The organism is Mesorhizobium shonense, assembly GCF_040545255.1.
Taxonomy (GTDB): domain Bacteria; phylum Pseudomonadota; class Alphaproteobacteria; order Rhizobiales; family Rhizobiaceae; genus Mesorhizobium; species Mesorhizobium shonense.
Genome location: NZ_JBEPLM010000006.1, coordinates 43205 through 69082, shown reverse-complemented (window position 1 = coordinate 69082; position 25878 = coordinate 43205). Strand labels below are relative to the sequence as shown.

Sequence of the window (25878 nt, the reverse complement as noted above, 5' to 3'; positions counted from 1 at the left end):
ATGCCTTCAAAAGTCAGTAGGAGAGATGTGAGGAATAGCAGTCGCTACCTCGGTAGGAAGTAGCGTTGTCCTTCGACCTCGCGTGCCAGCCCGGTGGCAACAAGCGTTCGTAAGACCTGTTCAACACGATCCTTCCGCTTGCTGGTGTTCCTACCGTCGAACACGCTAGCAATGGCGTCCGGTGGAGTCGGGCTCGGGGCTTTCGCAAGGAGGTCGCGCACAATTCTAATTTGCTCCAGTCCGTCAGTCGGCCATTTCGGACGGTCTCCCGTCTCGGGCATTTCGATGTCGAATGTCCCAACGTGTTCGCTCTTTGGCCTCGGTGCTTTCACGCCGAGTTTGGGTATCTGGTAGTCGGGGCGGAGCCAACGCACCAGACCGCGCTTTTCGTCCGCCACGCGTTCCTGATTGACTGCGACCAACCGCGACAGCAGTTCTTCCTCAGCTCGTTCCTGAGCTTCGGCCTTGTGGGGCGATGGTACTGTCGCGCCCGGCTTGCTGACAAGTTCGGGGATCAGGTCTTCCCAGCCGTAGGCGGTGAAGACGGCTCGATCTATCTCGTCGTGAATTTCCTTGAGTACGGAGACCAACCCTGCCTGATGCACGTCGCGTTCGGCATCGTCCAGCGGCGGCACGTCGCAGTCGTTCTCCAGCTCACGCAACCGCTCCAGTGCGTTGTAGAGACCGGTCATGGTCAGGAATGCGTGAGCAGCCAGCCGGTCCTTGCGGAAGCTGTCCAGCTGCTCGCCAAGCTCGCGCAGACGCTCCTGCTGAGCATATAGGGGATCACCTGGCATCAGCTTGGGATCGACTGCCATCGGGAACGGGAACGGATCGAATGTCCGCGACTTCGAATAGCGGGGATCGTTGCCGACGCCGAGCCAGCCACCGGTGGCAATTGCCCATGCGATATGGAGCCGGGAAGATAGCACCGACAGCACCTCCGCCGCCGGGATGGCGATAGCGACAACCATGTGGTCTGGAGTGACAGTACCATCGAGGAACCGGAAGGTGCGATGCTTTGTGGTCTCGGTGGTTGCCAAATATCGTTGAAGTCCGGCAAGCGCAGGGCGAAATGTTGAGCGCGGCTCGCCAAAGACCCACCATCGATGCCGGAAAGCTGGTCTATTGTTGGTATCCCTCTCCGGCTTAACGGTTTCCAGAACGTGTTGGTAGATACTGGGGAAATCGCGAGCAACGTCGTCGGCTGTCCGTCCAAACAGGTCAATGACAAATCGCGGCTTTGGTGTCCTCGTAAGGTCGCCTCCGTTGACGTACGGAAGAACGACCTGATCGGCGTCTCCCCCATCCGCAGATATCAAACCTGCGGCCTTTGATGGGCTCACCACGAAGCCCTTGCCCGCAAGCATCATGCCGTTTCTACACAAGCCCTCGTTTGCCGAGAGGGCACGTGCCAAGCCGACAGGGGCGCCGATCTCGAGGTTGGCACCGATCTTCCCGGTTCGGCCTTCCAGCTCCACGTTGGGGGTGTCGGTATTCAGGTCAGCCTCGGACATTACCTTGGCAAGCACCCCGTCGCGGTCACCCTTCTCCGCAACAGTCATCGCAATACGGACCGCCGCCTTGTCGGATGCCTTCATCCAAGGATGGTTGGGCACGGCGAAGACAAGTGACAAGGGTTCCTTGGCTGTCATATGACGGTCGATGACCCGGCGGGAGAAAGTCTGGGTGATCGAGTTGGTGGTGATGAAGCCGAAGCGCCTGAGCGGGTTCGCCTCGCCCTTCATCGGCTTGCGCAGCAGGCGTGTCGCTGCTTCGTCCCAGAAGTGCATGACGAAATCTGCTTTCGGCTGGACGTTGGGTCGAGCCTTCCAACATGCTTCCGCGTAGCCGTCGCCTAATTCAAAGCGCATCATCCCGCCGCCGATGAAGGGCGGGTTGCCGACGATGAACTCGACCTCCGGCCACGGCGCGCGCTTCGGGTTCACATAGGTGTGGAGGGGCACGGCGGCGTCCGGGTCCGGGATTTCCTCGCCGGTGATCGGATGCAGCTTCTTCGTGACGCCGTCCCACCGCGACAGCGGCCTGCCGCTAGCGTCCCGCAGCAGTTCCTGTCGGTCATAGGCGATGACAGCGTCCTGCTGCATGATCGTGCCGTAGGCGTGCAAGATCGGCTCGGTGATCGAGGCCAGGCCTGCGGTCCTGAGCTGCCATTTCAGGTAACCGATCCAAAGCACAAGGTCGGCGATGGGGACCGCACGGCGGTTCAACTCAAGCCCGTAGAACTGGCGCGGACTAACCGTCTCGCCTTCCATCGCGAAGCGCGCCTGATCCTCGCCGAGCCCGTCCAGTGCCTCCAGCACCTCGCCCTCCAGCCGCTTCATCAGTTCGAGGCTGACATAGAGAAAGTTGCCGGTGCCGCAGGCGGGGTCAAGAACACGTGTAGTGCACAGCTTGTGGTGGTAAGCCTTCACCGCAGCCAAGGCTCCGGCTTGGTCCCCTTTGTCGCGGAGTTCCTTCACCCGCCCCTGCACAAGCTCCCAATCGGCGCGCAACGGTTCGACAATCGTAGGCACAACGAGACGTTCGACATAGCCGCGCGGCGTGTAGTGCGCTCCCAACTTCGACCGCTCGCGCGGATCAAGCGCACGCTCAAGCAGCGTGCCGAAGATGGCAGGTTCCACATCTGACCAATCCTTGCCTGCTGCGATCCACAACTCGTTGATGTCGTCCCTTGCGAGCGGCAGGGCTGTTCGCTTCTTAAACAGCGAGCCATTGAACTTTTTCAGCGTAGCATTCAGGTGAGGAGCGTAGCCGCCACCGTCCATCACGGCCCATAGGCTCTCCAGCGCCGAAACGAAATGTTCGGGCGTGTCCTTCATCTGCCCGAGCAGCTTCTGGAAACCCTTCTCGGGAATGAGCTTCACGTCTTCCGCGAACATCGTGAAAAGGCAACGCATTAGGAATTCGGCAACGTCCTTGGCGTCGTGCTTACCCTCCAGCCGCTTCGCGATCTTCGCAAGTCGCTCCGCTATGTCTCGCGTGATTTCGGCCGAAACCTTTGCCGGATCCAGCGAATGCGGGTCTGTCCAGATCGCACGTAGGCGTGCCTGCACCTTTCCGTCACGAAGGTCATCCATACCGATACGAAAGGACTGCCTGTCCGGGAAGTGGGCGTAGTTCTTCCCTTGGCCGGAGAAGTCGGCATAGACCTCGATCACGTGCCCGACATCGACCACAAGCAGGAAGGGAGGATAGCCATGCTCGACCGGCAGGGCACGGGCGTAGTCTTCCGCCTGCTTGCGCGCCGCCAGCATCACCTGATCCCAGCCCCTTGTTCCTCTTTTGGCCTGACCGGGCTTGTGCTGGGCGGCATCCTCCGGGATCAGCTGCAATTGGCCCGCATCAACCTTTGCAGCCTGGCGCTTGCCGGATTGCTTGGCTTCGAGGATGAAGCAGCCCGCCGATAGCAGTCGATGCGCCCCGCCGTTCGGGAGCCATCGGGGTGTTTGAAATCCACCCGGCGCTCGAATATGTAGTCGTTCCTGTCGTTCTGCTCTTGCGCCATGTTCGGGCGATCAAGGCCAAGCGCCTCGCAAAGGCCGATGATGAAAAGCTGATAGTTCGCAAGCTCAGACCCGCCCGACTGCGAGCCGGCCGCTATGAGTGCATCAAGCTTGGTGATGTCCGTGAGTGCTTCCCCCATGAGGGGCAACCTATGCGGACGAGGGGGCATAAGGCAATGCGGATCGAAGAAGAAATCTGCCTGCTGCGTACGACAAGAGGCGGACCTATACCGCAACACCAAAATGCGTCATCGAGGACGCAATGGTGTCTCTTCTGCTGTATCCACAACAACTCTCAAAAATTGACTACTGAGCTTGGAACAATGGATGGTGGGGCCGTATACTGGGCTTCTCGACTCGGAGGGGTGGATCGTGAGAGCCTTTGCAAACCCACTTTTGTTTTCTGAAAGCTTCGGAATTCCAGCAGACGTACTAGATAAAGCGGGTCTGATAGACCCATTCTTAAACGTGGATACACCCTTATTTGTGGACCCGATTCTCCTCGACAAATCCAGTATCGAAATTATTCGGAAAGATGCATACGCCGCTCTGAGGAAGCACTTCGAGAACGTCGTTCGACTACTAATGATCTCCGAAAAGGAGGGTGACGCGCCCTGGAGGGGCGCGCAGAAGCTGCTAAACCTTCGCGAGCCGCCAGCAAATGGGTTGGGCTACGGAACTAGTGACCGTGCAGGCGCTTCGAGACCCGAAGAGCTACGGGACGTAATCCTTCGAACGACCAAAGAGATCGTCCAACTAGGGGCGCGAGACCCCGAAATGATTTCCCTAATGGGCTTTTTTGAAGAGAATGTCGGCCCTGACACTATCAGCGATCTAACGTCACGAGTGATCGAGCCACAACTAGCTGCACTCACCCGAGACTTTTGCCGCCAGTTCGGCATCGACGTTAAGAGGTCATCCCTCGCTCCTGAAATTGAGTTACCCCACTACAAATCTGTGACGGGAAAAGAGCGAGCTATTGTGTTAGTTCCGAAAGATATCGTTCGTGAGCTGCCCGTGGCCAACGACCAGTCGGAGGTTGAGGCCGCAATTGAGGCGAACGCCGCCATCCGAGAACGAGTGAACCAATTCCTTGCCCTGATTGTACGCCCGACCGTCACAGATAGGAAAGCGGCCATAAGGGCTGCTGCGCTTCAATCGGCTGCGCTCTTTGAAAGCTTCATCGCAGCGATGAAGCAGCAGGCAAGCTTCTACGACCCGAACGTCGATGCCTTAGGCTATTACCGTCTCCGCGAGATACTGACCGAAAGCAAGTCGAACTTTCGAACAGGGGAACAATACAAGCTTGAGAAAGGCATCGACGAAATCGTTCGCGTTGTCTCCGATACGCTTGAGATGTTCCGCCATCACGTTGAGGACGGCAACCTTTGGGAAGAGCTTTGGATAGGTGAGCAGCCCAAACGAGAAAGGGCCGCACAACTCATCTACTACGCAATAGCCGACAGCTTTTGTAAGGCAAATGACGTCGATATTTCTCCAGAGGCCAACATGGGAGGTGGGCCGATCGATTTCAAATATTCTAAGGGCTACAAAGCCCGCGTACTTGTTGAAATGAAGCGCTCAATGGGTTCGGTCGTGCATGGCTATGAAACGCAGCTAGAGATTTACAAAGATGCGTCGCAAACCAATCACGCAGTGTTCGTTATTATAGACTACGGGGACTTGGACAAAAAACTGGATACCATCCTAGAAATCCAAAGACAGCGCCGTGCGAGGGGCGAACCAGCGTCCGACATCCTTGTAATCGATGCTACGAGAAAGGCTTCAGCCAGCAAGCGCAGATAGAGGCAGACGTCACAAGTCGAATCTCGTGGGCCAAGGACTTCCCCCCTCACCCCAGCGTCTCGCGGATCGCCGCCGCCAGCCTCTCCACCCCCTCCCGCGTCTGCGCCGCATCGCAAGCCGCGTAGCCCAGCACCAGCCCCTGGGTCGGCGCCGTGTTCTGGAAATATTTCGACAGCGGCGAGACGTTGATGGCCCTCTTCGCGGCGGCCTGGCTGACCTTGATGTCGTCGATGCCCTCCCTCAGATAGCCCACCACCTGGATGCCGGCTTCGGCGGGGGAGAGCGTGATCTCGTCGCGCAGGCGCTCGGTCACGATCTCGCGGAAGAGCTGGCGGCGCTGGGCGTAGATGCGGCGCATGCGTTTCAGGTGCCGGCTCATATGGCCTTCGGTGATGAAATCGGCGAGTGCCGCCTGCAGCAGGAGGGGCGCGAACTGGCCGGTGGTGGAGAGCGCGTTGACGATGCGGCCGGCCAGCTCGATGGGAAGCACCATGAAGCCGAGGCGCAGCGCGGGGAACAAGAGCTTGGCGAAGGTGCCGACATAGATGACGCGGCCGGAGCGGTCCATGCTCTGGATCGCCGGCACGGGCCTGCCTTGAAAGCGGTATTCGCCGTCGAAATCGTCCTCGATCACCCAGGCATTCGCGGTCTCGGCGATGTCGAGCAGGCGCAGCCGCTCCTCCATGCGCATGGTGATGCCGAGCGGATGCTGGCAGGCCGGCGTCACATAGATGAGGCGGGGTGAAAAATCCGGCGCATCAAGGCGCCAGCCGCGCTCCTGGTCGACCGGGATGGGCAGGATCTTTGCGCCGGCCACGGTGAAGGCGGCCTTGGCGCCGTAGTAGCCGGGCTCCTCCATCCACACCGTGTCGCCGGGGTCGAGCAGCAGGCGGGCGAGAAGATCGAAGGCGGCCTGCGCGCCGGTGGTGACGACGATCTGCTCCGGCCGGCAGCGCACGCCGCGCGCCGAATAGAGATAGCCGGCGATCGCCTCCTTCAGCGCCGGATGGCCGGTGACGTCATAGGTGCCGAACAGGGTCTCGCCGCCATGGCTGGCGCGGCGCGCGACCAGCCGGCCCCAGACGCCGAAGGGGAAGCTCGACGCATCCGGCATGCCGGGGTGGAAGGCGACGTGCCCCGGCCTGCCGTGGTGGCAGGGCTGGCTGAGCAGTTGCTGGCCGCGCCGCGAGGGCGCGCGCAGCGGCACGGGCGGCACTTCCGCCGGCGTCTCGCGCGGGCCGTCGGGCAGGTCGACGATCACCGGGCGCGCGCCCCGGCGGTTGGCGAGATAGCCTTCGGTGACGAGCTGGTCGTAGGCCGAGACGATGGTGTTGCGGCCAAGGCCGAGCTCGGCGGCCAAGGCGCGCGTCGACGGCAGCTCCGAGCCCGGCGCCAGCGCGCGGCTGCGGATGATGGCGACGAGGCCGTGATAGAGCTGGCGGGAGAGGTGCTCGGGGCCGGCGCGGTTCACGGTGAGCATGTCGAGCGGGAAGGCCTGGGGTTTGGGGTGGAGGCGCATTTTTCACCTCGCGCCATGGCACGACGATCGCGTGTTGGGCGCGCCGGCTTTGCAGGTCGAGTTCCTTCGCCCCCCTCTCTGTCCTGCCGGACATCTCCCCCTCAAGGGGGGAGATTGGCAGCTTCGGGGCCTCGCTGCTCCCTGCAACGCCGGCGATTGGCGAAAGCCGGCGCGACATCCGATCTCCCCCCTTGAGGGGGAGATGCCCGGCAGGGCAGAGAGGGGGGCCTCGCGCCGGCGATCGATGATTTCCAGATTTTCCATCCTCCCCCCATCCTGCCACAGCCGCGGGCCGGCACAACTGGTTCCTTCATTTTCCGGAAAACTGGCCCTCGCGATGGAGACAGAGCGGCGTAGACTTCGCGCATTGACGTTGGGGTAAGACGTCGACGACGGCAAGTTTGGGCGAGGCAACTGGGAGGGCGTCTTGCCAAATAAGAGCGGCGGGGCAACGCAATTGTCCCGCCCTCAAGAACCCGCAGCCATCTCCCTCCCGAAACTCACCCCGCGGCCTGTCGGCCGCGGGCGGAAAGCGGGCAATGACAACAGTTCGACTTGGCATCAACCCAATCACCTGGACCAATGACGACGTGCCGGAGCTCGGCGGCGACACGCCGCTCGAGACTTGCCTCGGCGAAACCGCGGAAGCGGGCTATGCGGGCACCGAGCTCGGCGGCAAGTTCCCGCGCGATAGCCGCACGCTCGGGCCCATCCTCGACCATTACGGGCTGGCGCTGGTCTCCGGCTGGTATGACGGCCGCATCTGCGAAAAGGAGGTCGAGGACGAGTTCGAGGCGATCCGCCCGCATCTGACGCTGCTCAAGGAGCTCGGCGCGAAACATGTCGTCTATGCCGACACCTCGCGCGGCCGCCACGGCGCCATCCACGACCCGATCTCGCAGCGGCCGAAGCTGTCCATGGAGGAATGGCAGCCCTACGGCGCCAAGATCACGCGGCTGGCGGAGCGTTTTTCCGATTTCGGCGTCGGCATGGCCTTCCACCACCATATGGGCACGATCGTCGAGACCGACGCCGAGATCGACATATTGATGAACGTCACCGGCAAGGCCGTCGGGCTGCTCTACGACACCGGCCATTGCGCCTTCTCCGGCGGCGATCCCGAGCAATTGCTGCGCCGGCATGTGAACCGCGTCGTCCATGTGCATTGCAAGGATGTGCGGCCGGCCATCTTGAAGAAGGCGCGCGACGCCGACATGAGTTTTATGGGCGCGGTGATGGAAGGCATCTTCACGGTGCCCGGCGACGGCGCGATCGACTATCCGACGCTGCTGAAAATCCTGGCCGACAAAGGCTATTCCGGCTGGCTGGTGGTGGAGGCCGAGCAGGACCCGGCCAAGGCGCATCCGCTGACCTATGCTACAATGGGCTACCGCAACCTGCGCGATCTCGCCCGCAAGGCCGGCTTCACGGTCGACGAGCGGAAGGGCTTGGGAGCAAGCGGGGAGCGGCGGGGAGGGCGATGAGCTCGGTCCTGTTCAAAAGCGTGGTCAAGAATTTCGGCGCGCTCAACGTGCTGCGATCGCTCGACCTCGCTGTGCCGGACCACAAATTCCTCGCCCTGCTCGGCCCGTCGGGCTGCGGCAAGACGACGGCGCTGCGCCTCCTGGCCGGGCTGGACATGCCGACCGCCGGCAAGGTCTTCATCGGCGAGCGCGACGTCACCCGGCTGCAGCCGCGCGACCGCGATATCGCCATGGTCTTCCAGAGCTACGCGCTCTATCCGCAGATGACGGTCGCCGAGAACATCGGCTATCCGCTGTGGATCCGCGGCACGCCGGAGGCCGGGCGAAAGGCCAAGATCGGCGAGGTCGCCGCCATCCTCGAAATCGGCCATCTGCTCGACCGCCGGCCGCGCCAGCTCTCCGGCGGCCAGCGGCAGCGCGTGGCGCTGGCACGCGCCATCGTCAGGGATCCGGCTGCCTTCCTCATGGACGAGCCGCTCTCCAATCTCGACGCGCGGCTGCGGCTCACCATGCGCGGCGAGATCAAGCGGCTCTGCCAGCGCCTCAGCGCCACCACCATCTACGTCACCCACGACCAGGTCGAGGCCTTGACGATGGCCGACCTCGTCGCCGTCATGCATGGCGGCGAGCTGCAGCAGATGGCGCCGCCCATCGACATCTACGACCGCCCGGCAAACCGCTTCGTCGCCACCTTCGTCGGCAACCCGCCGATGAATATCCTGCCGGCTGCGCTCGCAGAGCAAGGCGTGATCGCCGGCGGCAAAGTCGTTCCACTGGAGCGAACGCGGCTCACCGCATGCCGCCTGGCGGAGATCGAGGAAATCGGACTGCGCCCAGAGGACTGCAGCGTCGCCCAACCGGGCGAGCCGGGCGCGCTGCCCGGCGAAATCTACGTCGTCGAACCGATGGGCAACGAGACGCTGGTCAATGTCCGCCTCGAAGGCGGCAACGTCTCGGTGCGCGCCGGCCGCGATTTCAGGGGCGCGGTCGGCGAAAGCATCGGCGTCGCCTTCGACCCGGCGAACGCCTGTTTCTTCAATGCGGCCGGCCTCACCGCCGTCCACAGGGTCAACAGCAATGGGAGAGAGAAATGATGCATTCCAGCAGACTTACTCGCCGCTCCGTCATCAAGGGAGGGCTCGGGCTGGCTTTAGCCACCACGGCCCTCACCATGCTCGGCTTGCCGATGCCCGCCAGGGCAGCCGGCAAGAAGGTCATCATCGGCGCATTCGCCGATGGCGGGCTGACGCCGTTCAAGCAGAAAATCATCCCGCTGGCGAAGGAGCAGGGCTTCGACATCGAATTCCTGGAGGATGAATATGGCGTCACCCTGGAGAAGTGGTTCGCCGACGCCCAGAGCGGCGCCGGCCAGTACGACCTCTATCTGCTCGACGATCCGTGGGTGCCGCAGTTCGGCGCCGCCAACGTGCTCGAGGATCTCGGCGCCGGCGGCATCGACGGCTCCGACAAGGACTGGATCGGCTCGATGATCGACATGGGCTACTGGCCGCCGCAGAAGGGGCCGCGCGTCAAGGGCTTCGAAAGCGCCAAGCCGACGCTGATCTGCGTGCCCTTCGTCGGCGACCTGCAGACGCTCACCTACCGCAACGACGTCTTCACCGGCGGCGCGCCCAAGACCTGGGACGAGGTGATCGCCAAGGGCAAGGAAGGCGTCGCCGCCGGCAAGATCAAGTATCCGGTCGTATTCCGCGGCGTTACGGGCAATCCGATCGTCACCAGCTGGTATCCGATCTTCCTGTCGTTCGGCGGCTCCTTCTTCGACGACAAGTGGAACCCGATCTTCAATTCGGCGGAAGGCAAGGCATCGGCCGATTTCTTCGTCGGCACGATGAAGCAGAACGCGCCGAGCGGCGTGGTCGAGTTCGACTCCGACCAGGAGGGCGCGGCGATCCTCGGCGGCGACGCCGGCGCCATCATCCAGTATTCCGGCAACGCCTTGAAGGCTGACGATCCCGCCCAGACCAAGGTGGCGGGCAAGCTCGATTTCGGCGTCGTGCCGAAGCAGCAGTCGGCGATCGGCCAGATGGGCATCTTCATCGCAGGCGTGCCGAAATCGGCGCCCAACAAGGCGAACTCGATCGAGTTCCTGAAGTGGTACGTCAGCGCCGAAACCCAGGCCAAGCTATCGGAAGCGGGCTCGATCCCCGTCAAGCGCAGCGCCTTCGGCATCGCCAAGCCCGGCAACCGGCTCATCCCGGTCGCCCTCAAGCAGCTCGACGCCGGCTCGCTGCCGAGGCCGCGCACGCCGGACTGGGCGAAGGTGGAGGAACTGCTCGGCATCGAGCTCAACAAGGCGCTGCAGGCCGGCTCCGGCGGCGGCGCCGCGCTCGACACGGCCGCCAAGCAGGTCAAGGACTATCTGACCACGGCCGGTTACTACTGATGCGAAGCGTAACGCAGGCTCGCAAATATCGCCTGCAGGGGGCGGGGCTCGACCTCGCCCTCCCCTATCTCATGCTGGCGCCCGGCCTGATGATCGTGCTCGGCGTGCTCGTCTATCCGCTCTGGGATGGGCTGCGCGCCAGCACAAGAGCCTATCGTTATGGCTCGCCGGTCGGCGATGTCGGGTTTCAGAACTACATGCGCCTGTGGAGCGATGCGCAGTTCCTGAATTCGCTCTGGGTCACGGTGAAGTTCGTCGCGCTGTCGGTTTCGTTCGAGGCGGTGCTCGGCTTTGCGCTTGCGCTGTTCTGCCTGCGCGAGTTTCAGGGCATCCGCCTGCTCAGAACGGTTCTCATCATCCCGATGGTGGTCACGCCGGTCGTCGTCGCCATTGTCTTCCGCCTGATCTACGCCAGCGACGCCGGCATGCTGACGGCGCTGTCGGAAGCGATCGGCGGCGGCGAGGCGCAGATCCTCGGCAACCCGCTCAACGCCTTCATCGGCCTTGTCGTTCTCGATGTCTGGGAATGGACGCCGCTGATGTTCCTGATCCTGCTCGCCGGGCTGCAATCGCTGCCGCACGAGCCTTTCGAGGCGGCGCGCGTCGACGGCGCCGGTGCCTGGCGGGTCTTTGCCGATCTCACCTTCCCGATGATGCGGCCGGTGCTGGCGGTGGCGATCGTGCTCAGGACCATCGATGCCTTCGGCACCTTCGACCAGGTCTTCGTGCTGACCCGTGGCGGGCCGGGCGAGGCGACGAGGCTGATCTCGATCTACGGCTACGATACCGCGTTCAAGTTCCAGCAGACCGGGTACGCGGCGGCGCTGTTCGTGACGATCGGCCTCGTCGTGCTCGCGCTCGCCTTCAGCGCCATCAGGCTTCTGCGCAGGGTGGATGCGTCATGAGTACCCGTCTGGCGCGCATCCTGACGACGATCTTCGTGCTGGCCGTTGTGCTTTTGCCGATCTACTGGCTGGTTTCCACCTCGCTCAAATTCAACCGCGAGATCACGCAGGAAGGCACGCTCTACCCGCACGTGCCGACGCTCGACAACTACGTCCGGCTGTTCACCGAAAAGCAGTTCGGCTCCTACCTGACGAACTCGCTGGTGGTGACCTTCTTCTCCGTTGCCATCGCGCTGGTCGCCGGCGCGATGGGCGCCTACGCCATCGCCCGCTTCCGCCTCCCTCTCGCCATGGAGGGCAAGGTCGGCCTGTTCCTTCTGACGCTGCGCATCATCCCGCCGGTCGTCATCCTGATCCCCGTCTATCTGCTGATGCTCAGCCTCGGCCTGCTCGACAGCTGGCTCGGCCTGATTGCCACCTACACCGCCTTCAACGTCACCTTCTGCGTGTGGATGATGGAGAGCTTCTTCCGCGAGATCCCCGTCGATCTCGAGGAAGCCGCGATGGTGGACGGCGATTCGCGCTTCGGCGCCTTCCGCCGCATCACCCTGCCGCTGGCCGCCCCGGGGCTCGCGGCGACCGCCATTTTCGCGGTGCTGGTCACCTTCAACGAATTCCTCTTCGCGCTGGCACTGACGGCGACGCCGCGCGCCATGACCATGCCACGCGGCACCGCGACGCTGATCGGCCGCATCGACACCGACTGGGCCTCGATGTCGGCGGCCGGCGTCATCGGCGCGCTGCCGATCGTTTTCTTCGCGCTCCTGGTGCAGCGCCATCTGGTGCGCGGGCTCACCATGGGCGCAGTCAAATGACTGCCGCCGGCGAAAACATGAACGTGCCACGACAGGCGCGACCTGACAGGAAAGTCGAACGCATGATGGATGTTTGTCTGTTCGGGGTGGGACTGATCGGCCGTGTGCACGCGGGCAATCTCGCGCGTCATCCAAGGGTGCGGCTGCGCTACATCGTCGATCCCAACCGCGAGGCCGCCGCCAAGGTCGCCGCCGTTACCGGTGCCGAGATCGCCGACACCGAGGCGGTGATGAACGATCCGTCGGTGAAAATGGTGTTCATCGCTTCGGCGACGCGCACGCATGCCGAGCTTGCCATGGCCGCGGCGGCGAAAGGCAAGGCGATCTTCTGCGAGAAGCCGATCGATCTCGACCTCAAGCGCACGGACGAATGCCTGGCCGCGGTCGAGAAAGCGGGCGTGCCGTTCCAGATCGGCTTCAACCGCCGCTTCGATCCGAGCTTCCGGGCGCTGAAGGAGCGCCTTGCCGGCGGCGAGATCGGCGCCGTCGAACAGGTCATCATCACAAGCCGCGACCCCGAACCCGAAACCGAGGAAGCGCTGGCCGGGGGTGGGGGCGTCTTTCGCGAAATGACCATCCACGACTTCGACATGGCTCGGAACCTGCTCGGCGAGGAGCCGGTCGAACTCTTCGCCACCGGCTCCTCGCTGGTGGCGCCGCAATACCGGAAGCTCGGCGATTACGACACCGCGATGTTCATCCTGCGAACCGCGTCCGGCCGGCAGTGCCACATCAACAACAGCGTCAGGGCCGCCTATGGCTACGACCAGCGCATCGAGGTGCATGGCGCCGACGGCATGCTGCAGGCCGGCAACCGGATGCCGACCTCGGTAGAGATGTACAGCGACAGGGGCATATCGCGCGACAAGCCCTTCTATTTCTTCGTCGAACGCTACGCCGAGTCCTACGCATCGGAGATCGATCACTTCATCACTTGCGTCGAAACCGGCAGCAAGCCCGCCGTCACGGCCAGCGACGGCCGCAAGGCCATGATCCTTTGCGAGGCGGCCCTTGCCTCCGCCAGGTCCGGCAGATTCGAGCCTGTGAAGCCCTGAGCGGATGGTCTCAAGTCAAACGGGAGTCCCGAGATGAAGATTGGCATGATCACCGACAGCCTGGGCAATCTTTCCTTTGACGAGATGCTTCGCGCCTCGGCCGAACTCGGGCTGGAGACGCTGGAGTTCGCCTGCGGCAACTGGTCGTCCGCGCCGCACATCGATCTTCCAGCCATGCTGGACAGTGCCGCGACGCGCGCCGAATTCGTCGCCAAGGTCCGCGACCACGGGCTGACGATCGCGGCGCTCAACTGCTCGGGCAACCCGCTGCATCCGGGACCGCAGGGCAAGAAGCACCATCAGGTGACCGAGGACACGATCCGGCTGGCAAGCCTGATGGGGATCGATCGCGTGGTGATGATGTCTGGATTGCCCGGCGGTCCTGGCGATGCCAACCCCAACTGGATCATCACCGACTGGCCGCCCGAATGCGCCGACATCCTGCGCTACCAGTGGGACGATTGCATCATTCCCTACTGGCGCGATCTGGTGAAGTTCGCGAACAATCTTGGCATCGGAAAACTCTGCCTGGAACTGCACGGCCATCAGGCCGTCTACAACGTCCAGACGCTGTTGCGGCTGCGTGACGCAGTCGGCGAGACGGTCGGCGCGAACTATGATCCGAGCCACCCGCTCTGGATGGGCGCCGATCCCATCGCTGCCGTGCGCAGGCTGGGCTCTGCGATCTACTATGTACATGCGAAGGATACTCGCATCGAACCGATACCGGCGGCCATCGACGGCGTGCTCGACGCGCGTCCGCCAGACCACTATGCCGATCGGGCCTGGAATTACATCACGCTGGGCTACGGTCACGGTGAGACCTGGTGGCGGCAGTTCTGCGTCGCGCTGAAACAGGTCGGCTACGACGACGTGCTCTCCATCGAGCACGAGGACATGATGCTGTCGCCGATGGAAGGCATGCGCAAATCCGTGGCGTTGCTGCGCAACGTCGCCATCAACCTGGCTTGATGCGGGCGGATCGGCCCGGAAGGCCGGCTCCGCCGCCGGGCCTGGTCGCGGCGCTGGGGTGCGAGCCGAAGCTGGTCGCCAAGCATCCGCCACTCGGCGATTTCCTGCGCGGCCGATGGGCCGACGCCGCTTTCATGACGGCGGCCGGCATGGCCGAGGCGACCGGCCTGCCCACCACGACGCTGATCAGGCTGCTTGCGCTGCTCGGATTCCTCAGCTTCCGCAGCTTTCGCGATGCGGTGCGCGCTCAACTTAGATCGCGGTAAGTGTTTGTTTTCCGCAATTCCGGACGGAAAACCGCTTCACACTTTTCCTGGAATTGCTTTAGGGCACGATGCCCCGACATGCCCAGGCGACATTCGCGAACGACCTCGGACCATCAGGACGTCCGGCTTCATAAGCGTCGCGAACCGCAGCCTCGACGCGCGTGCGCTCGGCCCCATCGAGCGTGGTCATGTATTTGCCGAGCGGGCCTTCGCCGGCACCGATCGGCGCCCAGTAGTCATCGAAATTCTCATAATCCATCCGGATCATCAGCTCGGTCTCGGTGACATCGGCCAAGCCCTGTTCGACGAAGGTCCGCTTCATTTCGCCGGGTTGCATCATCGGCTGGAAACAATAGCGATTGCGCATCTGGCGGCCGCCTTCGCTGAGCGCGGCAACCGTGTCGATCATCATGCGCATGCCGGGCATGCCGCCGAGATGATCCCACACCACGGCCGAGACTACGCCGCCCGGCCGCACGACGCGGCGCATCTCGGCCACCGCCTTGCCGGCCTCAGGCACGAAGTGCAGCACGAGCAGCGCCAGCGCACGGTCGAACGCATCGTCCGCGAAAGGCAGCGCGGTGGCGTCCGCTTGGCTGATGGTGATGCGCGGATCGGTGTTTCTCTCCTTGGCCGCCGCGACGAAGACGGCTGAGAAGTCGATGGCCTGGATCTCGGCGAGAGCGGCGGATTTCGCCAGCTCGAAGGTCAGGCTGCCGGTGCCGCAGCCGACATCGAGGATTTTTTCGCCGCCGCCCACGCCGGCGAAGTCTACGAACTTGGGCGCGAGCCTGCGGCTCCAGCGTCCCATGAGCTGCTCATAGCCGGACGCTGCATGAACGGTGAAACTTGAGGTCATCGGAGGCGCTCCCCACTTTATGAGCCCAAGCTAAACCTCGACGGCGTTGCTGCCAAGGCGCGAAGCAATCGTTACGGCAAGGATAGCGGCGCAGGTGGGGGCGCTTATGTGGGCGACTTCACGATCGCCACCTATTCGCTATCGCGGATCCTCCGGTTTTTTATGGGGTTCGCACGAACGCACTTCATCGCGCCGACGCGCCGAAAGCGTATCGAATATCCCCCTCGCCTCGGCGACAAGCGTGCGCATTAGCTGTCCCGCCGGAAGCTCCCTGTTCAAGGCGGCCGCCTGCCCGTAGAGATGAAAGGCGAAATCTCCTTTCGTGTCGGCGTTGCCGAGCGGGGCGCTGAGCACGAACATTTGCGGGAAGTCCGGGAGACGCGTTCGGTTCTCCTCCATCTCCAGCGCGTAGCGTGTTCGTTTCGCCCGCGCAGCGCGGCCCGAGAAGGCATCGGTGACTATCGTGTCCATGTCCGTGGCGGAGCGGATCAGGGCGCGGCGCGGTCCGTCGGTGCCGGCTTCGTCGCAGGACAGGAAGCCGGTGCCGATCTGCACGCCGCTGGCGCCAAGAGCAAACGCAGCGGCGATGCCTCGGCCGTCGGCAATGCCTCCCGCGGCGATGACCGGGAGCTTGACGGCATCGACGACCTGGGGAACCAGCGCCATCGTGCCCACGCCATCGCCGGAGCTGTTGGGGGCATGCGAACCCCGGTGGCCTCCCGCCTCCCACCCCTGGGCTATGACCGCATCGGCTCCACTGTCGGCAAGCTTGCGCGCCTCAGCGACATTCGTCGCGGTGCTGAGGATTACGATTGCTGCCTGCTTCAGCCTGCCGACGGCAGCCGCATCCGGCATGCCGAAGTGAAAGCTCACGACCGGCGGCTGGATCTCGAGCACCAGATCAAGTCTGGCCTCGTCGAAACCTGGCCCCATCGGCGGAAGCCTCGCCGGCGGTTCCCCGAGCGCCAGTTCCTCGTAATAGGGCCGCAGCCTTTCGATGGCCCGCGCCAGGACGGCATCGCTGGTGCTCGCTTGCGGGCAGACGAAGAAATTGAGGTTGAACGGACGCTCGGTCGAGGCGCGCATCTGGCGCACAACGTAGCGCAGGCCGTCCGGCAGCATCGATGCGCAGCCGAGAGACCCCAATCCGCCGGCATTGCTCACCGCCGCGGCGAGTTCCGGCGTCGCCGAGCCGGCCATCGGAGCCTGGATGATGGGATGCTCGATCTTCAGCAGGTCGCACAGACGGCGGTTCGGCCACATGAGCGTCTTTCCTGTGTCGAGGAAGGAACATACGCCCGCTCAGCATAGGCCTGTGTCAGGCCCAGGTCACCGCAATTGTGCGGGCACGCTCGCCACGGTTGCCCCTACCAGCGGCATCAGCGCCCCCAGACGGGCATGCGGGCCATACGCGCGCGAAGTTCTTCGGCCGGCTTATTCGGGGCATCAAGCAGATCAAGAAATTTTTCATGCGCGTCGGTATCGAGAAAGAAGATGCGCTGATCGAGAATGGTTTCCTCGGCCTGCCTGCGGGCGCTGTCCAGCACGAACTCCGACAGTTTCTGCCCGCGCAAAGTCGCGGCGCGGCTAAGCATAGCCTTCGTCCCCGCCGGTGCCCGAATCTGAATCACATCATCCTTTCGCGCCGCATCCTTACGGGGTCTCATCCTGCTGCCGCTCCCTTCACGCTCGCCACGCTCTCCCTTTCCACCAGCGGGCATTCCAGCTTGGTGATGGGATAGCGCCCGCGCCCTGGCGTCGGCGGCGTCTCCAGCTGCTCGATCGCCCATTGGCCCATGGCCAGATGCGGCAGGATCGATGTCGTCAGCGGCGGGAACAGGTGGCGGGCGATCTCCTCGTCGTCATAGCCGACCACGGAAATGTCCTGCGGAATATGCAGGCCGGCTTCCTTCAGCGCCTCGTAGCAGCCGATCGCCGTGCGGTCGTTCTGGCAGAAGATCGCCGTCGGGCGGTCCTTGAGCGCGAGCAACCTGACGGTTGCCGCGTAGCCGGCGCTGGCCGACCAGTCGCCCTCGACCACCAGCTCCGGGTCGAAAGGGATGTCGGCGGTGGCCAAAGCGCGGCGATAGCCTTTCAGCCGATCCTGCGCGGCCTGCATCCACGGCTCGCCGGTGATGGTGGCGATGCGGCGGTGGCCGTGGCTGATCAGGTGCCGGGTGGAGCTCTGGCCGCCGGCGATCTCGGAGGGCACCACGGCCGGGAAGGCGTAATCGGCGGTGTAGCAGTTGAGCAGGATGACCGGGATGTCGAGGCTGTAGAGGAACTCGGGCGCGGTGATCTCGCGGGTGAAGATGGTCATGTAGATCAGCGCCGAGATGCCGCGCCGCGTCAGCGCTGAAACAGCGCGCGGCTCCATCACCGCATCGCCCATGGTCTGCGCCACCAGGAGCACGTTGCCGGCGTTCCATGATGCCTGGCGCGCGCCCTCGATGGCGACCACCGCTTCGGGGCTGGTGGCGAGCTGGTCGACTGCAAAGCCGATGACGCCGTCCAGCCCCTCGAAGGGCGTGACGGGCGGGCGGAGCGCCGAAAAGACCGGCGGCGAGTAACCCAGCAATCGCGCGGCCTCGATCACCCGGTCGCGCGTCTGCTGCGACAGCCTGATGCCCGGCGAATTGTTGAGCACGAAGGAGACCGTCGCCTGCGAGCAGCCGGCAGCCCTCGCGATGTCGGTCATGGTGACTCGACCTTTTGGCTTGGCCGATGGCTTGCGGCGCCTCGAGGCTTCCGGGGGATCGCGCAGTTCCGTCGGTTCGCTCATGGTCGTTTCCCAAACCCGGCCAGTGGTTTAGCAAAGGCCGGAGCAACGGCAAGATGGTTTTCGTCCGGCGCATTTATCGAAAACGCGCTTTGATTATAACTATTAGCACATACGGCATAGTTCGTACCAGCCGCACCGCATACCGACGAAACGACCGGGGAAGGGTCAGCAAAGCTGACGAATTGCGCGAAATTTCCCGGGATGGCGGATTCTCACCGCCGCTGCTTCCTTCCTCCCGACACTGCCGTAGGCTACGCTCTCCTCCGCCGCAGATGCGTCCATTCAGCTCGATAACTAATACTATTTACTAATAGCCGTAAGCGTCCTACTGTCAACTCGTCGTGACCGGCCAGAGCTCGGAGCGGTGGCGGCAAGACGCATCGTGCGGCGCGCATTCGAGCCGGCCGTCGCCGGAAGGGGCCGCCGCACCAATCACGAAAATGTCAGACAAATCGGACTATTTACGAACGACAAATCAGTGTCTAGAGTTCGGCTCGCGGCTGGATTGGCGCCGTTCTTAAGTTGCCAGATCTTGGGCAAGCCCCGTGAGGAGGAGGGCGTCCGGGCCGCAGCCGAGACATCAGCGATGAGTTTTCAAAAGGGAGGTTGAACCATGAATTCCATGATCCGTAACGCATCCGTCGCCGCGGCGGCCCTGTTGCTCGGCCTGTCGGCCAGCGCAACCGTGCGCGCCGACGACAAGCCGACGCTGGCCTTCGTCGTCAACGGCGCGTCAGACTTCTGGAAGGCGGCGGAAGCCGGCGTGAAGAAGGCGCAGGGCGAACTGCCCGACTACACTCTCGAGCTGAAGTATCCGGAGCAGTCGTCCGTCGCCATCCAGCAGCGCCTGATGGACGATCTGGTGACGGCAGGCGTCAAGGGCATCATGGTCTCCGCCGTCGATCCCAAAACGTCGACCGACGGGCTGAACAAGATCGCCTCCGAGACCGCGCTGTTCACCACCGACTCGGACGCCCCGCAGACCAAGCGCGTCGCCTATATCGGCTCGTCCAACGTCGATGCCGGCAAGCAGGCGGCCGAGATCGCCAAGAAAGCGATGCCCGACGGCGGCAAGTGCCTGGGCTTCGTCGGCCTGCTCGGCGCCGACAACGCCAAGGAACGCATCCAGGGCATGAAGGACGGGCTCGCCGGCAGCAAGATCGAGCTGGTGGACGTGCGCGGCGACGACATCGACCAGGCGCGCGCCAAGAAGAACGTCGAGGACGCGCTGGTCGCCAGCCCCGACATCACCTGCATGGTCGGCTTCTATTCCTACAACACGCCGCGCATCTATGAAGCGTTGCGCGACGCCGGCAAGCTGGGGTCGATCACCGTCGTCGGCTTCGACGACGATCCGATCACGCTGGGCGGCGTCAAGGAAGGCACCGTCGCCGCGACCGTGGTGCAGCAGCCGTTCGAATGGGCCTACCAGGGCATGAAGCTGATGGCTTCCTACCTCAAGGGCGACAAGTCGGGCATTCCGGAGAACGGGCTGATCATCGTGCCGACCAAGATCATCGGCAAGGACGATGTCGACGCCTATGCCGCCAACCTGAAGGCGATGGCTGGCAAGTAATCGATGCACAGTTGCGCCGGCTCAAGGTCCGCGCCTTGAGCCGGCGTCCGTATTGACGGGCCCGAGAAGGCCCGTCAGTCTGTAGCCCACCGGCTGCTGGCGAGCGTCATGAATTGTGGCGCGGTGAATCATGGCGTGATGAATTATTCCGAGACATCCTTCGCTCAATCGACGACCGCTCCGTTCCTGAGCCTCGAAGCCGTGCGCAAGACCTATCCCGGCGTCGTGGCGCTGGACGGGTTCTCCATGGAGGTCGGGCCGGGCGAGGTGATCGGCCTGGTCGGCGAAAACGGCGCCGGAAAATCGACGCTGATGAAGATTCTCGGCGGCGTGACGCGGCCGGACAGCGGCACCGTCATCGTCGACGGCGTCGCGCATGACGGACTGACCGTGGAAGCCAGCATCGGCTCCGGCATCGCCTTCGTGCACCAGGAACTCAACCTGTTCGAAAACCTCGACGTCGCCGCCAACATCTTCTTCGGCCGCGAGCCGCTGAAGGCCGGGCCGCTGAGGCTGGTCGACCGCGCGAAGCTGCGGCAGATGGCGGCGCCGCTGTTGAAGCGTGTCGGCGCCAATTTCTCGGCCGATGCGCCGGTTGCCTCGCTGTCGCTGGCGCAGCAGCAGATGGTCGAGATCGCCAAGGCGCTGTCGATCAAGGCGCGTCTGGTGATCCTCGACGAGCCGACCTCCAGCCTGCCGATCGCCGAGACCGAAAAGCTGCTCGACGTGATCAAGGGGCTGCGGGCGGAAGGCATCAGCGTCATCTTCATCTCGCACCGCCTGCACGAGGTCGAGCGCGTCGCCGACCGCGTCGTCGTGCTGCGCGACGGCATGCTTGCGGGCACGCTGCCCAAGAGCGAGATCAACCACGACCAGATGGTCAAACTGATGATCGGGCGCATGCTGAAGGAGCGCGAGAAGGCCGCCGAAGCGGGACGCGCTCCGGGCGGCGTCGCGCTCTCGGCAAATGCCGTGCGCACGAGCACTTATCCCGACCGGCCGGTCAGCTTGGACCTTCGACGCGGCGAAATCCTCGGCCTTGCCGGCCTGGTCGGCTCCGGCCGCACCGAACTTGCGAGGGTGCTGTTCGGCATCGATGAGCGGCTCGGCGGCAGTGTCAGCTTGGACGGCAAGGCGCTAAATGTTACGTCCGCCGCCGATGCGGTGGCCAACGGCATCTTCCTGGTGCCGGAAGACCGCAAGCTTACCGGCATATTGCTCGACCTGTCGATCGCGCAGAATATTTCGCTGCCCAATTTGCCGGCGCATGCGAAGCGATCGCTGGTCTCAGCCGGCGCCGAGCTCGCCACCGCCGAAAAGCAGAAGAAGAATCTCGGCATCAAGGCGCCGTCGGTCCTCACCCGCACCGGCACGCTTTCGGGCGGCAACCAGCAGAAGGTGGTTTTGGCCAAATGGCTGGCGATGAACCCCAAGGTGATGATCCTCGACGAGCCGACGCGCGGCATCGACATCGGCGCCAAGGCCGAGATCTATGGGCTGATGCGGTCGCTCGCGGACGCCGGCGTCGCGGTGCTTATGATTTCCAGCGACATGGAAGAGGTGATCGGCGTCTCGGACCGCATCGCGGTCATGCATGAGGGGCAGATCTCCGGCATTTTGGACCGGAACGATTTCAGCCAGGAGAACGTGCTTTTGCTGGCGGTGGGCAAGAAGCCCAGGCTGGCGCAAGCGGCGGGAGGAGCGCAATGAGCAAGAAAGATCTCGGCCTGCTGGTCCTGATCCTGGTGGTCGGCGCGGTGGTGACGGCCATCAACCCGCGCTTCCTTTTGCCGATCAACCTTGCCAACACCTCCAACCTGATCGGGCTGTTCGGCATCCTCTCCATCGGCCAGGCATTCGTCATCATCACCGGCGGCATCGAGCTCTCGGTCGGCTCGCTGGTGGCGCTGCTCGGCACGCTGTTCATCGACTTCATCGCCGTGCGCGAGATGGACTGGCCGCTGGCCTTCGTTCTGATCATCGTGCTCGGCGCCATCATCGGCTTCGTGCATGGCTGGCTGATCACGCAGCTCAAGATGCAGCCTTTCGTGGTAACGCTCTGCGGCCTCTTGATCTATCGCGGCGTCGCGCGCTTCTACACCGCCGACGGCACGGCGGGTTTTGCTTTCGGCCAGAATTTCCCGGACCTCGAATTCCTGACCGCGGGCCGTTCCTATGGCGTGCCGAACAGCTTCATCGCGCTGATCGTGATCGCCATCGTCATGTGGGTGGTGCTGCACCGCTCGGTGTTCGGACGCTACCTCTACGCCATCGGCAAGAACGAGGAGGCGGCGAAATATTCGGGCATCCGCACCGGGCGCATCGTGATCGCCGCCTATGTCATCTGCGGCGTGCTGACGGCGCTCTCGGCGATCTATTTCGCCATGTACACGCGCTCGATCTCGCCGGCCAGCCACGGCCAGTTCTACGAGCTTTACGCGATCGCCGCGGCCGTGCTCGGCGGCTTTTCGCTGCGCGGCGGCGAGGGCTCGCTGGTCGGCGTCATCCTGGGCACCGTGCTGCTGCAGGAGCTGCAGAACCTGGTCAACCTGCTCGGCATCCCCTCCTCGCTCAACTTTGCGGTGATGGGCGGGGTGATCCTGATCGGCGTGCTGGTCGACCAGCAATGGGGCGTCTTCCGCGCCCGGCGCCGGATGCTGGAAGCGACGCGCCGAAACGTCGCCGGCGCGCCGGCGGAGTAGTTCTGTCGTTTCGAACCCGCGGCAGGCTGCGGAGCAAGTTTCGATTTTCGCGTGCCGCGCACCTTCTTCTAACGTTGGCGCTGCCCCTCACCTGCCTGCCGGCATTCTCTCCCCGTATAGTGACGGGGAGAGGGGCGCTCTCTTCGATGATTTCGCCAATTTCGAACGTTGCAAGAAAGGCACCGAGGCTGCGGCCAGCCCGTTTCTCCCCGTCACTATACGGGGAGAAATGCCCGGCAGGGCAATGAGGGGCAGCGCCTACGTCAATAAGTCTCTGCTCGACCTCCCCACTTGCAGGCCGGCCTCATCTGAACATCAACCATCCTAGATCTGATCCGACAGATCCGAGAACGCCATCGCCTTGCGCAGCACCTCGGCGAAGCGCTCGCCGGCGATCTCCCTGGCGCCGCTGTTGTCGATGGAGGTGACGTCCGGTCCGGAAAGCGTCACGCTCGTGCTGCGCGCCAGGCGCGCCAATACCTCGCCGCGCGATTCACGGCCGCGCGCCGCCAGCCGCTCGGCGAGGATTTCCGGCGTCGCGGTGATCTCGACCACCGCAAGATTGGCGTAGCGCTCGCGCAACACCGGGATGACGGCGCGTGAGACGTTGGCCACCGCGACATGGCCGTTGGCGACCGCCCAGTCGACATCGGCCGGCAGGCCGTAGCGCAGGCCATGAGCGTCCCAGCAGATGGCGAAGGCGCCGTCGGCCTCCGCCTCGGCGAAGGCGGCGTCGGCCAGCGTGTCGTGATCCTCGCTGGCGGAATCGCTCGGCCGCGTTATGACGCGGCGCACGAATTCCAGCCGCGTCTCGCCGGCAAAGCGCGCTTTGGCGTAGCCGATCACCGTGTCCTTGCCGGCGCCGCTCGGACCGACGACCGCGACGAAGACGCCGTTGCGGATGGGAAGGGTCTCAGTCAGTTCGCGTTCGATCAACGCCGAAACCATCATGCGACACGCCTGCCCTGGCGCCACACGGTGCGCACGACCGGCACGTGATCGTCGACGCGCACGCGCACCAGATCGGCGCGGCGGCCCGGCTCGATGATGCCGCGATCGGTGAGGCCGACCGCTTCGGCCGGGTTCTTCGAGACCATGGCGACCGCTTGCGGCAGCGAGATGCCTTCGACGACGTCGCCGAGGAAGAAGGCCGACTGGATCAGGCTGAAGGGGATGTAGTCGGACGACAGGATGTCGAGCAGGCCGTCGCCGGCGAGCGCCCTGGCCGAGACATTGCCGGAATGCGAGGCGCCGCGCATGACGTTGGGCGCGCCCATCAGCACGCCGAGGCCTGCCGCCTTCGAGGCCCTTGCCGCCTCTTCGGTGGTCGGGAATTCGGCGACGCGCACGCCTTGCGCAATCGCCTCGTCGACATGGCCGGCCGTCGCGTCGTCATGGCTGGCGAGCACGATGCCGCGCTCCTGGCAGGCGGCGGAGATGAAGACGCGGTTCGGGCCGGAATTGCTGGCCGATTCCGCCATCCGCTTCTCGCAGAATTTCTGGAAGTCGCGGTCGGTCAGCTTCAGCTTGCGCTGATAGTAATAGGCATAGGTCTCGAGGTTGACGAACTGGCGCTGGCCCGGCGCATGGTCCATCAGCGAGGCGAGCTTCACCCGGTCGTCGGTCTCGAAATTGGCGAAGGCCTCGAGGCAGTCCGGCGCCGAGACCTCGCAGCGCAGATGGATGAAATGGTCGGCCCTGAGCCGATCCTGTCTGACGCTGTCCTCGATGGCGTCGGCGAGCTTGCGAACGTCGTCGGACTTCAGGTCGGCATCCTCATCCATGCCGACGCGCAAGGCATCGAGCACGGTGGTGATGCCGGCGGTCGCTACCTGCGCGTCATGGGCAAGCACGGCGGCGATCGGGTTCCAGCGCACTTTCGGACGCGGCGCGTAGTGGCCTTCGAGATGGTCGGTGTGCAGTTCGACGAGACCCGGGATGATGTAATCGCCGCCCATGTCTTCGCCGACACGGGTGGCGCCCGGCTCGATCGCGGCAATAAGGCCATCGCGCAGCAGCAGCGAGCCCTCGACGATCTCGTCGGGCAGCAGTATGCGGGCATTGTTCAAAACGGTCTCGGCGGTCATTTCAGGCAGTCCTATCTCAAGCGATCCATATCGGGCGGTCGTAGCGGGTGGTCAAATCAGGCGGTTTTTCTGGCCGGGCGGCGGCCAAGCGCATGGTGGGAGAGCACCATGAAAGGGGCACCCGGTTCGGTCTCGACGAAGAGCGTCAGCGCATCCACCGGAACCGGGTGCGGCAGCACGTCCGCGAACAGGCTGTCGATTGCTGCACGAAGACGTGGGCTTTCCTGTGGCCCGACGCGGCCGGACAGCGTCATGTGGAAGCGGAACGTCTCGAAAACGTAAGGATAGCCCCACTGGCAGAGGTTGCGGAACTCGTCCGGCTTCAACGAATCGGGGCTGCGGCGCTCGATCTCGGCTTCGGTCAGCGGCGCGCGGAAGCGGTCGAAGGCGCGCACGACCTCGCCGGCAAAGCCATTGAGCGGAGGCAACGGCGCCTCCGGCACCAGCGCGAAAAAGCCGTCGATCTGGCCGACGACGAGGCGGGGAATGACGACCGGCGACGTGACTTCGGCGAAATTGTCGAGCGCTTCGCGAAGCGACGCCTCCGTCTCGTTCGGCGCCAGCCCGAACGGCGCCTTCAGCGTCGCATGGAACCCGTAGCGCCGCGCCGAGGCGGTGTGGAACGCAACTTCCGCCGCCGACAGCTCAGCCACAGCCTCGACCGGCCGCGCCGCCGCGCCGAAAGGGTCGCGGCCGAGCCAATTGGCGGCGATGCGCGCCAGCGGCTCGTCCTGCCGTGGGGTGAAATAGATGGCGTAGCGCATGAAAGAACCTCGTCAGACCCCGCCATAGGTGATTTCCATGACGGATTGACGAAGCTTTCATGGGTTTTCGAAGGCAGACAGACCCTGGCGGTCCTTAGCCGACGATTTTCCCGAACTGGACCAATAGCTTTGCATTGCCGGCCGATTTGAATTCGCCCGTCACCCTTTCAGGCGTCGGCGCCGCCCCTCACCTGCCTGCCGGCATCCTCTCCCCGTATAGTGGCGGGGAGAGGGGCGCTCTCATCGTCGGTTTCGCCAATCACCAGCGTTGCAAGAAGGCGCTGCGGTTGCGACCAGCCCCTTCTCCCCGTCACTATACGGGGAGAAGGTCCCGGCAGGGGGATGAGGGGCGGCG

Annotated in this window: 22 protein-coding genes; 12 read left to right on the top strand and 10 right to left on the bottom strand. The window is 64.0% G+C overall.

Features of this window, described 5'->3' with window-relative positions:
- Positions 1–44: 44 nt before the first annotated feature.
- Entirely contained in the window at positions 45–3413 is a 3369-nt protein-coding gene (locus ABID26_RS17355) for a class I SAM-dependent DNA methyltransferase (RefSeq protein ID WP_354416026.1), read from the bottom strand.
- Positions 3347–3667, bottom strand: a complete 321-nt coding sequence (locus ABID26_RS17350) for a type IIL restriction-modification enzyme MmeI (RefSeq protein WP_354416006.1) — start codon at positions 3665–3667, stop codon at positions 3347–3349. The genes ABID26_RS17355 and ABID26_RS17350 overlap by 67 nt, the downstream gene beginning before the upstream one ends.
- A gap of 232 nt (positions 3668–3899) precedes the next feature.
- Here ABID26_RS17350 and ABID26_RS17345 point away from each other — a divergent pair, with 232 nt between their 5' ends.
- Positions 3900–5333 carry a chromosomal replication initiator DnaA gene (locus ABID26_RS17345; protein WP_354416005.1) on the top strand — a complete coding sequence of 478 codons (1434 nt, stop codon included), beginning with the start codon at positions 3900–3902 and terminating at the stop codon, positions 5331–5333.
- 46 nt (positions 5334–5379) lie between these two features.
- On the opposite strand, the gene mocR is transcribed toward ABID26_RS17345, so the two are convergent.
- Complete coding sequence (gene mocR, locus ABID26_RS17340) at positions 5380–6852, bottom strand: rhizopine catabolism transcriptional regulator MocR (RefSeq protein ID WP_292373909.1); 1473 nt, start codon at positions 6850–6852, stop codon at positions 5380–5382.
- A gap of 539 nt (positions 6853–7391) precedes the next feature.
- Between mocR and iolE the strand changes: the two genes are divergently transcribed.
- The 8 genes from iolE to ABID26_RS17300 all read left to right on the top strand — a co-directional run bounded on the left by iolE (position 7392) and on the right by ABID26_RS17300 (position 14753).
- On the top strand, positions 7392–8336 hold the full coding sequence (iolE, locus tag ABID26_RS17335; RefSeq protein WP_292373912.1) for a myo-inosose-2 dehydratase: 945 nt from the start codon (positions 7392–7394) through the stop codon (positions 8334–8336).
- The gene (locus ABID26_RS17330; protein WP_292373914.1) at positions 8333–9430 is read left to right on the top strand and encodes an ABC transporter ATP-binding protein; all 1098 of its coding nucleotides are present in this window, start codon (positions 8333–8335) and stop codon (positions 9428–9430) included. The genes iolE and ABID26_RS17330 overlap by 4 nt, the downstream gene beginning before the upstream one ends.
- Positions 9427–10740, top strand: coding sequence for an extracellular solute-binding protein (locus ABID26_RS17325; protein WP_292373916.1), 1314 nt, complete (start codon positions 9427–9429; stop codon positions 10738–10740). The genes ABID26_RS17330 and ABID26_RS17325 overlap by 4 nt, the downstream gene beginning before the upstream one ends.
- Entirely contained in the window at positions 10740–11645 is a 906-nt protein-coding gene (locus tag ABID26_RS17320; protein WP_292373918.1) for a carbohydrate ABC transporter permease, read from the top strand. The genes ABID26_RS17325 and ABID26_RS17320 overlap by 1 nt, the downstream gene beginning before the upstream one ends.
- The gene (locus tag ABID26_RS17315; RefSeq protein ID WP_292373920.1) at positions 11642–12460 is read left to right on the top strand and encodes a carbohydrate ABC transporter permease; all 819 of its coding nucleotides are present in this window, start codon (positions 11642–11644) and stop codon (positions 12458–12460) included. The genes ABID26_RS17320 and ABID26_RS17315 overlap by 4 nt, the downstream gene beginning before the upstream one ends.
- Before the next feature lie 62 nt (positions 12461–12522).
- Complete coding sequence (gene iolG, locus ABID26_RS17310) at positions 12523–13515, top strand: inositol 2-dehydrogenase (protein ID WP_126096761.1); 993 nt, start codon at positions 12523–12525, stop codon at positions 13513–13515.
- A 33-nt stretch (positions 13516–13548) separates the two neighbouring features.
- Positions 13549–14487 (top strand): sugar phosphate isomerase/epimerase family protein, encoded by a 939-nt coding sequence (locus ABID26_RS17305; protein ID WP_292373923.1) that lies wholly within the window; start codon positions 13549–13551, stop codon positions 14485–14487.
- Positions 14487–14753 (top strand): hypothetical protein, encoded by a 267-nt coding sequence (locus ABID26_RS17300; protein ID WP_126096763.1) that lies wholly within the window; start codon positions 14487–14489, stop codon positions 14751–14753. Before ABID26_RS17305 ends, ABID26_RS17300 begins: the two co-directional genes overlap by 1 nt.
- Before the next feature lie 58 nt (positions 14754–14811).
- Here the strand turns inward: ABID26_RS17300 and ABID26_RS17295 are convergent, their stop codons facing one another.
- From ABID26_RS17295 to ABID26_RS17280, 4 genes are all read right to left on the bottom strand, one after another.
- A complete protein-coding gene (locus ABID26_RS17295) occupies positions 14812–15612 on the bottom strand; it encodes a class I SAM-dependent methyltransferase (protein WP_292373925.1) in 801 nt (266 codons plus the stop codon).
- Between the two features lie 138 nt (positions 15613–15750).
- Complete coding sequence (locus ABID26_RS17290; RefSeq protein WP_292373926.1) at positions 15751–16875, bottom strand: NAD(P)H-dependent flavin oxidoreductase; 1125 nt, start codon at positions 16873–16875, stop codon at positions 15751–15753.
- 116 nt (positions 16876–16991) lie between these two features.
- Positions 16992–17279 (bottom strand): type II toxin-antitoxin system TacA family antitoxin, encoded by a 288-nt coding sequence (locus tag ABID26_RS17285; protein ID WP_126096765.1) that lies wholly within the window; start codon positions 17277–17279, stop codon positions 16992–16994.
- Positions 17276–18394 carry a LacI family DNA-binding transcriptional regulator gene (locus tag ABID26_RS17280; RefSeq protein WP_189521403.1) on the bottom strand — a complete coding sequence of 373 codons (1119 nt, stop codon included), beginning with the start codon at positions 18392–18394 and terminating at the stop codon, positions 17276–17278. The genes ABID26_RS17285 and ABID26_RS17280 overlap by 4 nt, the downstream gene beginning before the upstream one ends.
- 613 nt (positions 18395–19007) lie before the next feature.
- Between ABID26_RS17280 and ABID26_RS17275 the strand changes: the two genes are divergently transcribed.
- The 3 genes from ABID26_RS17275 (at position 19008) to ABID26_RS17265 (ending at position 22672) form a co-directional block, all read left to right on the top strand.
- Positions 19008–19970: a sugar-binding protein gene (locus ABID26_RS17275; protein ID WP_126096766.1), complete on the top strand. Its 963-nt coding sequence runs from the start codon at positions 19008–19010 to the stop codon at positions 19968–19970.
- 138 nt (positions 19971–20108) lie between these two features.
- A complete protein-coding gene (locus tag ABID26_RS17270) occupies positions 20109–21680 on the top strand; it encodes a sugar ABC transporter ATP-binding protein (RefSeq protein ID WP_126102460.1) in 1572 nt (523 codons plus the stop codon).
- Positions 21677–22672 (top strand): ABC transporter permease, encoded by a 996-nt coding sequence (locus ABID26_RS17265; RefSeq protein WP_354416004.1) that lies wholly within the window; start codon positions 21677–21679, stop codon positions 22670–22672. Before ABID26_RS17270 ends, ABID26_RS17265 begins: the two co-directional genes overlap by 4 nt.
- Before the next feature lie 324 nt (positions 22673–22996).
- Here ABID26_RS17265 and phnN read toward each other — a convergent pair whose 3' ends face one another.
- From phnN to ABID26_RS17250, 3 genes are read right to left on the bottom strand one after another with little or no spacing between them, the layout of a single operon-like run.
- Positions 22997–23623 carry a phosphonate metabolism protein/1,5-bisphosphokinase (PRPP-forming) PhnN gene (gene phnN, locus ABID26_RS17260; RefSeq protein ID WP_189521404.1) on the bottom strand — a complete coding sequence of 209 codons (627 nt, stop codon included), beginning with the start codon at positions 23621–23623 and terminating at the stop codon, positions 22997–22999.
- Complete coding sequence (locus ABID26_RS17255) at positions 23620–24759, bottom strand: alpha-D-ribose 1-methylphosphonate 5-triphosphate diphosphatase (RefSeq protein ID WP_126096768.1); 1140 nt, start codon at positions 24757–24759, stop codon at positions 23620–23622. The genes phnN and ABID26_RS17255 overlap by 4 nt, the downstream gene beginning before the upstream one ends.
- 56 nt (positions 24760–24815) lie before the next feature.
- Positions 24816–25523: a DUF1045 domain-containing protein gene (locus ABID26_RS17250; protein ID WP_126096769.1), complete on the bottom strand. Its 708-nt coding sequence runs from the start codon at positions 25521–25523 to the stop codon at positions 24816–24818.
- Positions 25524–25878 lie beyond the last annotated feature (355 nt).

Excerpts from the sequence above, each read along its gene's own strand:
- ABID26_RS17350 (WP_354416006.1), bottom strand. The coding sequence starts at position 3,667 with ATGGGGGAAGCACTCACGGACATCACCAAGCTTGATGCACTCATAGCG.
- mocR (WP_292373909.1), bottom strand. The coding sequence starts at position 6,852 with ATGCGCCTCCACCCCAAACCCCAGGCCTTCCCGCTCGACATGCTCACC.
- iolE (WP_292373912.1), top strand. The coding sequence starts at position 7,392 with ATGACAACAGTTCGACTTGGCATCAACCCAATCACCTGGACCAATGAC.
- ABID26_RS17330 (WP_292373914.1), top strand. The coding sequence starts at position 8,333 with ATGAGCTCGGTCCTGTTCAAAAGCGTGGTCAAGAATTTCGGCGCGCTC.
- ABID26_RS17325 (WP_292373916.1), top strand. The coding sequence starts at position 9,427 with ATGATGCATTCCAGCAGACTTACTCGCCGCTCCGTCATCAAGGGAGGG.
- ABID26_RS17320 (WP_292373918.1), top strand. The coding sequence starts at position 10,740 with ATGCGAAGCGTAACGCAGGCTCGCAAATATCGCCTGCAGGGGGCGGGG.
- ABID26_RS17315 (WP_292373920.1), top strand. The coding sequence starts at position 11,642 with ATGAGTACCCGTCTGGCGCGCATCCTGACGACGATCTTCGTGCTGGCC.
- iolG (WP_126096761.1), top strand. The coding sequence starts at position 12,523 with ATGATGGATGTTTGTCTGTTCGGGGTGGGACTGATCGGCCGTGTGCAC.
- ABID26_RS17305 (WP_292373923.1), top strand. The coding sequence starts at position 13,549 with ATGAAGATTGGCATGATCACCGACAGCCTGGGCAATCTTTCCTTTGAC.
- ABID26_RS17300 (WP_126096763.1), top strand. The coding sequence starts at position 14,487 with ATGCGGGCGGATCGGCCCGGAAGGCCGGCTCCGCCGCCGGGCCTGGTC.
- ABID26_RS17295 (WP_292373925.1), bottom strand. The coding sequence starts at position 15,612 with ATGACCTCAAGTTTCACCGTTCATGCAGCGTCCGGCTATGAGCAGCTC.
- ABID26_RS17290 (WP_292373926.1), bottom strand. The coding sequence starts at position 16,875 with ATGTGGCCGAACCGCCGTCTGTGCGACCTGCTGAAGATCGAGCATCCC.
- ABID26_RS17285 (WP_126096765.1), bottom strand. The coding sequence starts at position 17,279 with ATGAGACCCCGTAAGGATGCGGCGCGAAAGGATGATGTGATTCAGATT.
- ABID26_RS17280 (WP_189521403.1), bottom strand. The coding sequence starts at position 18,394 with ATGAGCGAACCGACGGAACTGCGCGATCCCCCGGAAGCCTCGAGGCGC.
- ABID26_RS17275 (WP_126096766.1), top strand. The coding sequence starts at position 19,008 with ATGAATTCCATGATCCGTAACGCATCCGTCGCCGCGGCGGCCCTGTTG.
- ABID26_RS17270 (WP_126102460.1), top strand. The coding sequence starts at position 20,109 with ATGAATTATTCCGAGACATCCTTCGCTCAATCGACGACCGCTCCGTTC.
- ABID26_RS17265 (WP_354416004.1), top strand. The coding sequence starts at position 21,677 with ATGAGCAAGAAAGATCTCGGCCTGCTGGTCCTGATCCTGGTGGTCGGC.
- phnN (WP_189521404.1), bottom strand. The coding sequence starts at position 23,623 with ATGATGGTTTCGGCGTTGATCGAACGCGAACTGACTGAGACCCTTCCC.
- ABID26_RS17255 (WP_126096768.1), bottom strand. The coding sequence starts at position 24,759 with ATGACCGCCGAGACCGTTTTGAACAATGCCCGCATACTGCTGCCCGAC.
- ABID26_RS17250 (WP_126096769.1), bottom strand. The coding sequence starts at position 25,523 with ATGCGCTACGCCATCTATTTCACCCCACGGCAGGACGAGCCGCTGGCG.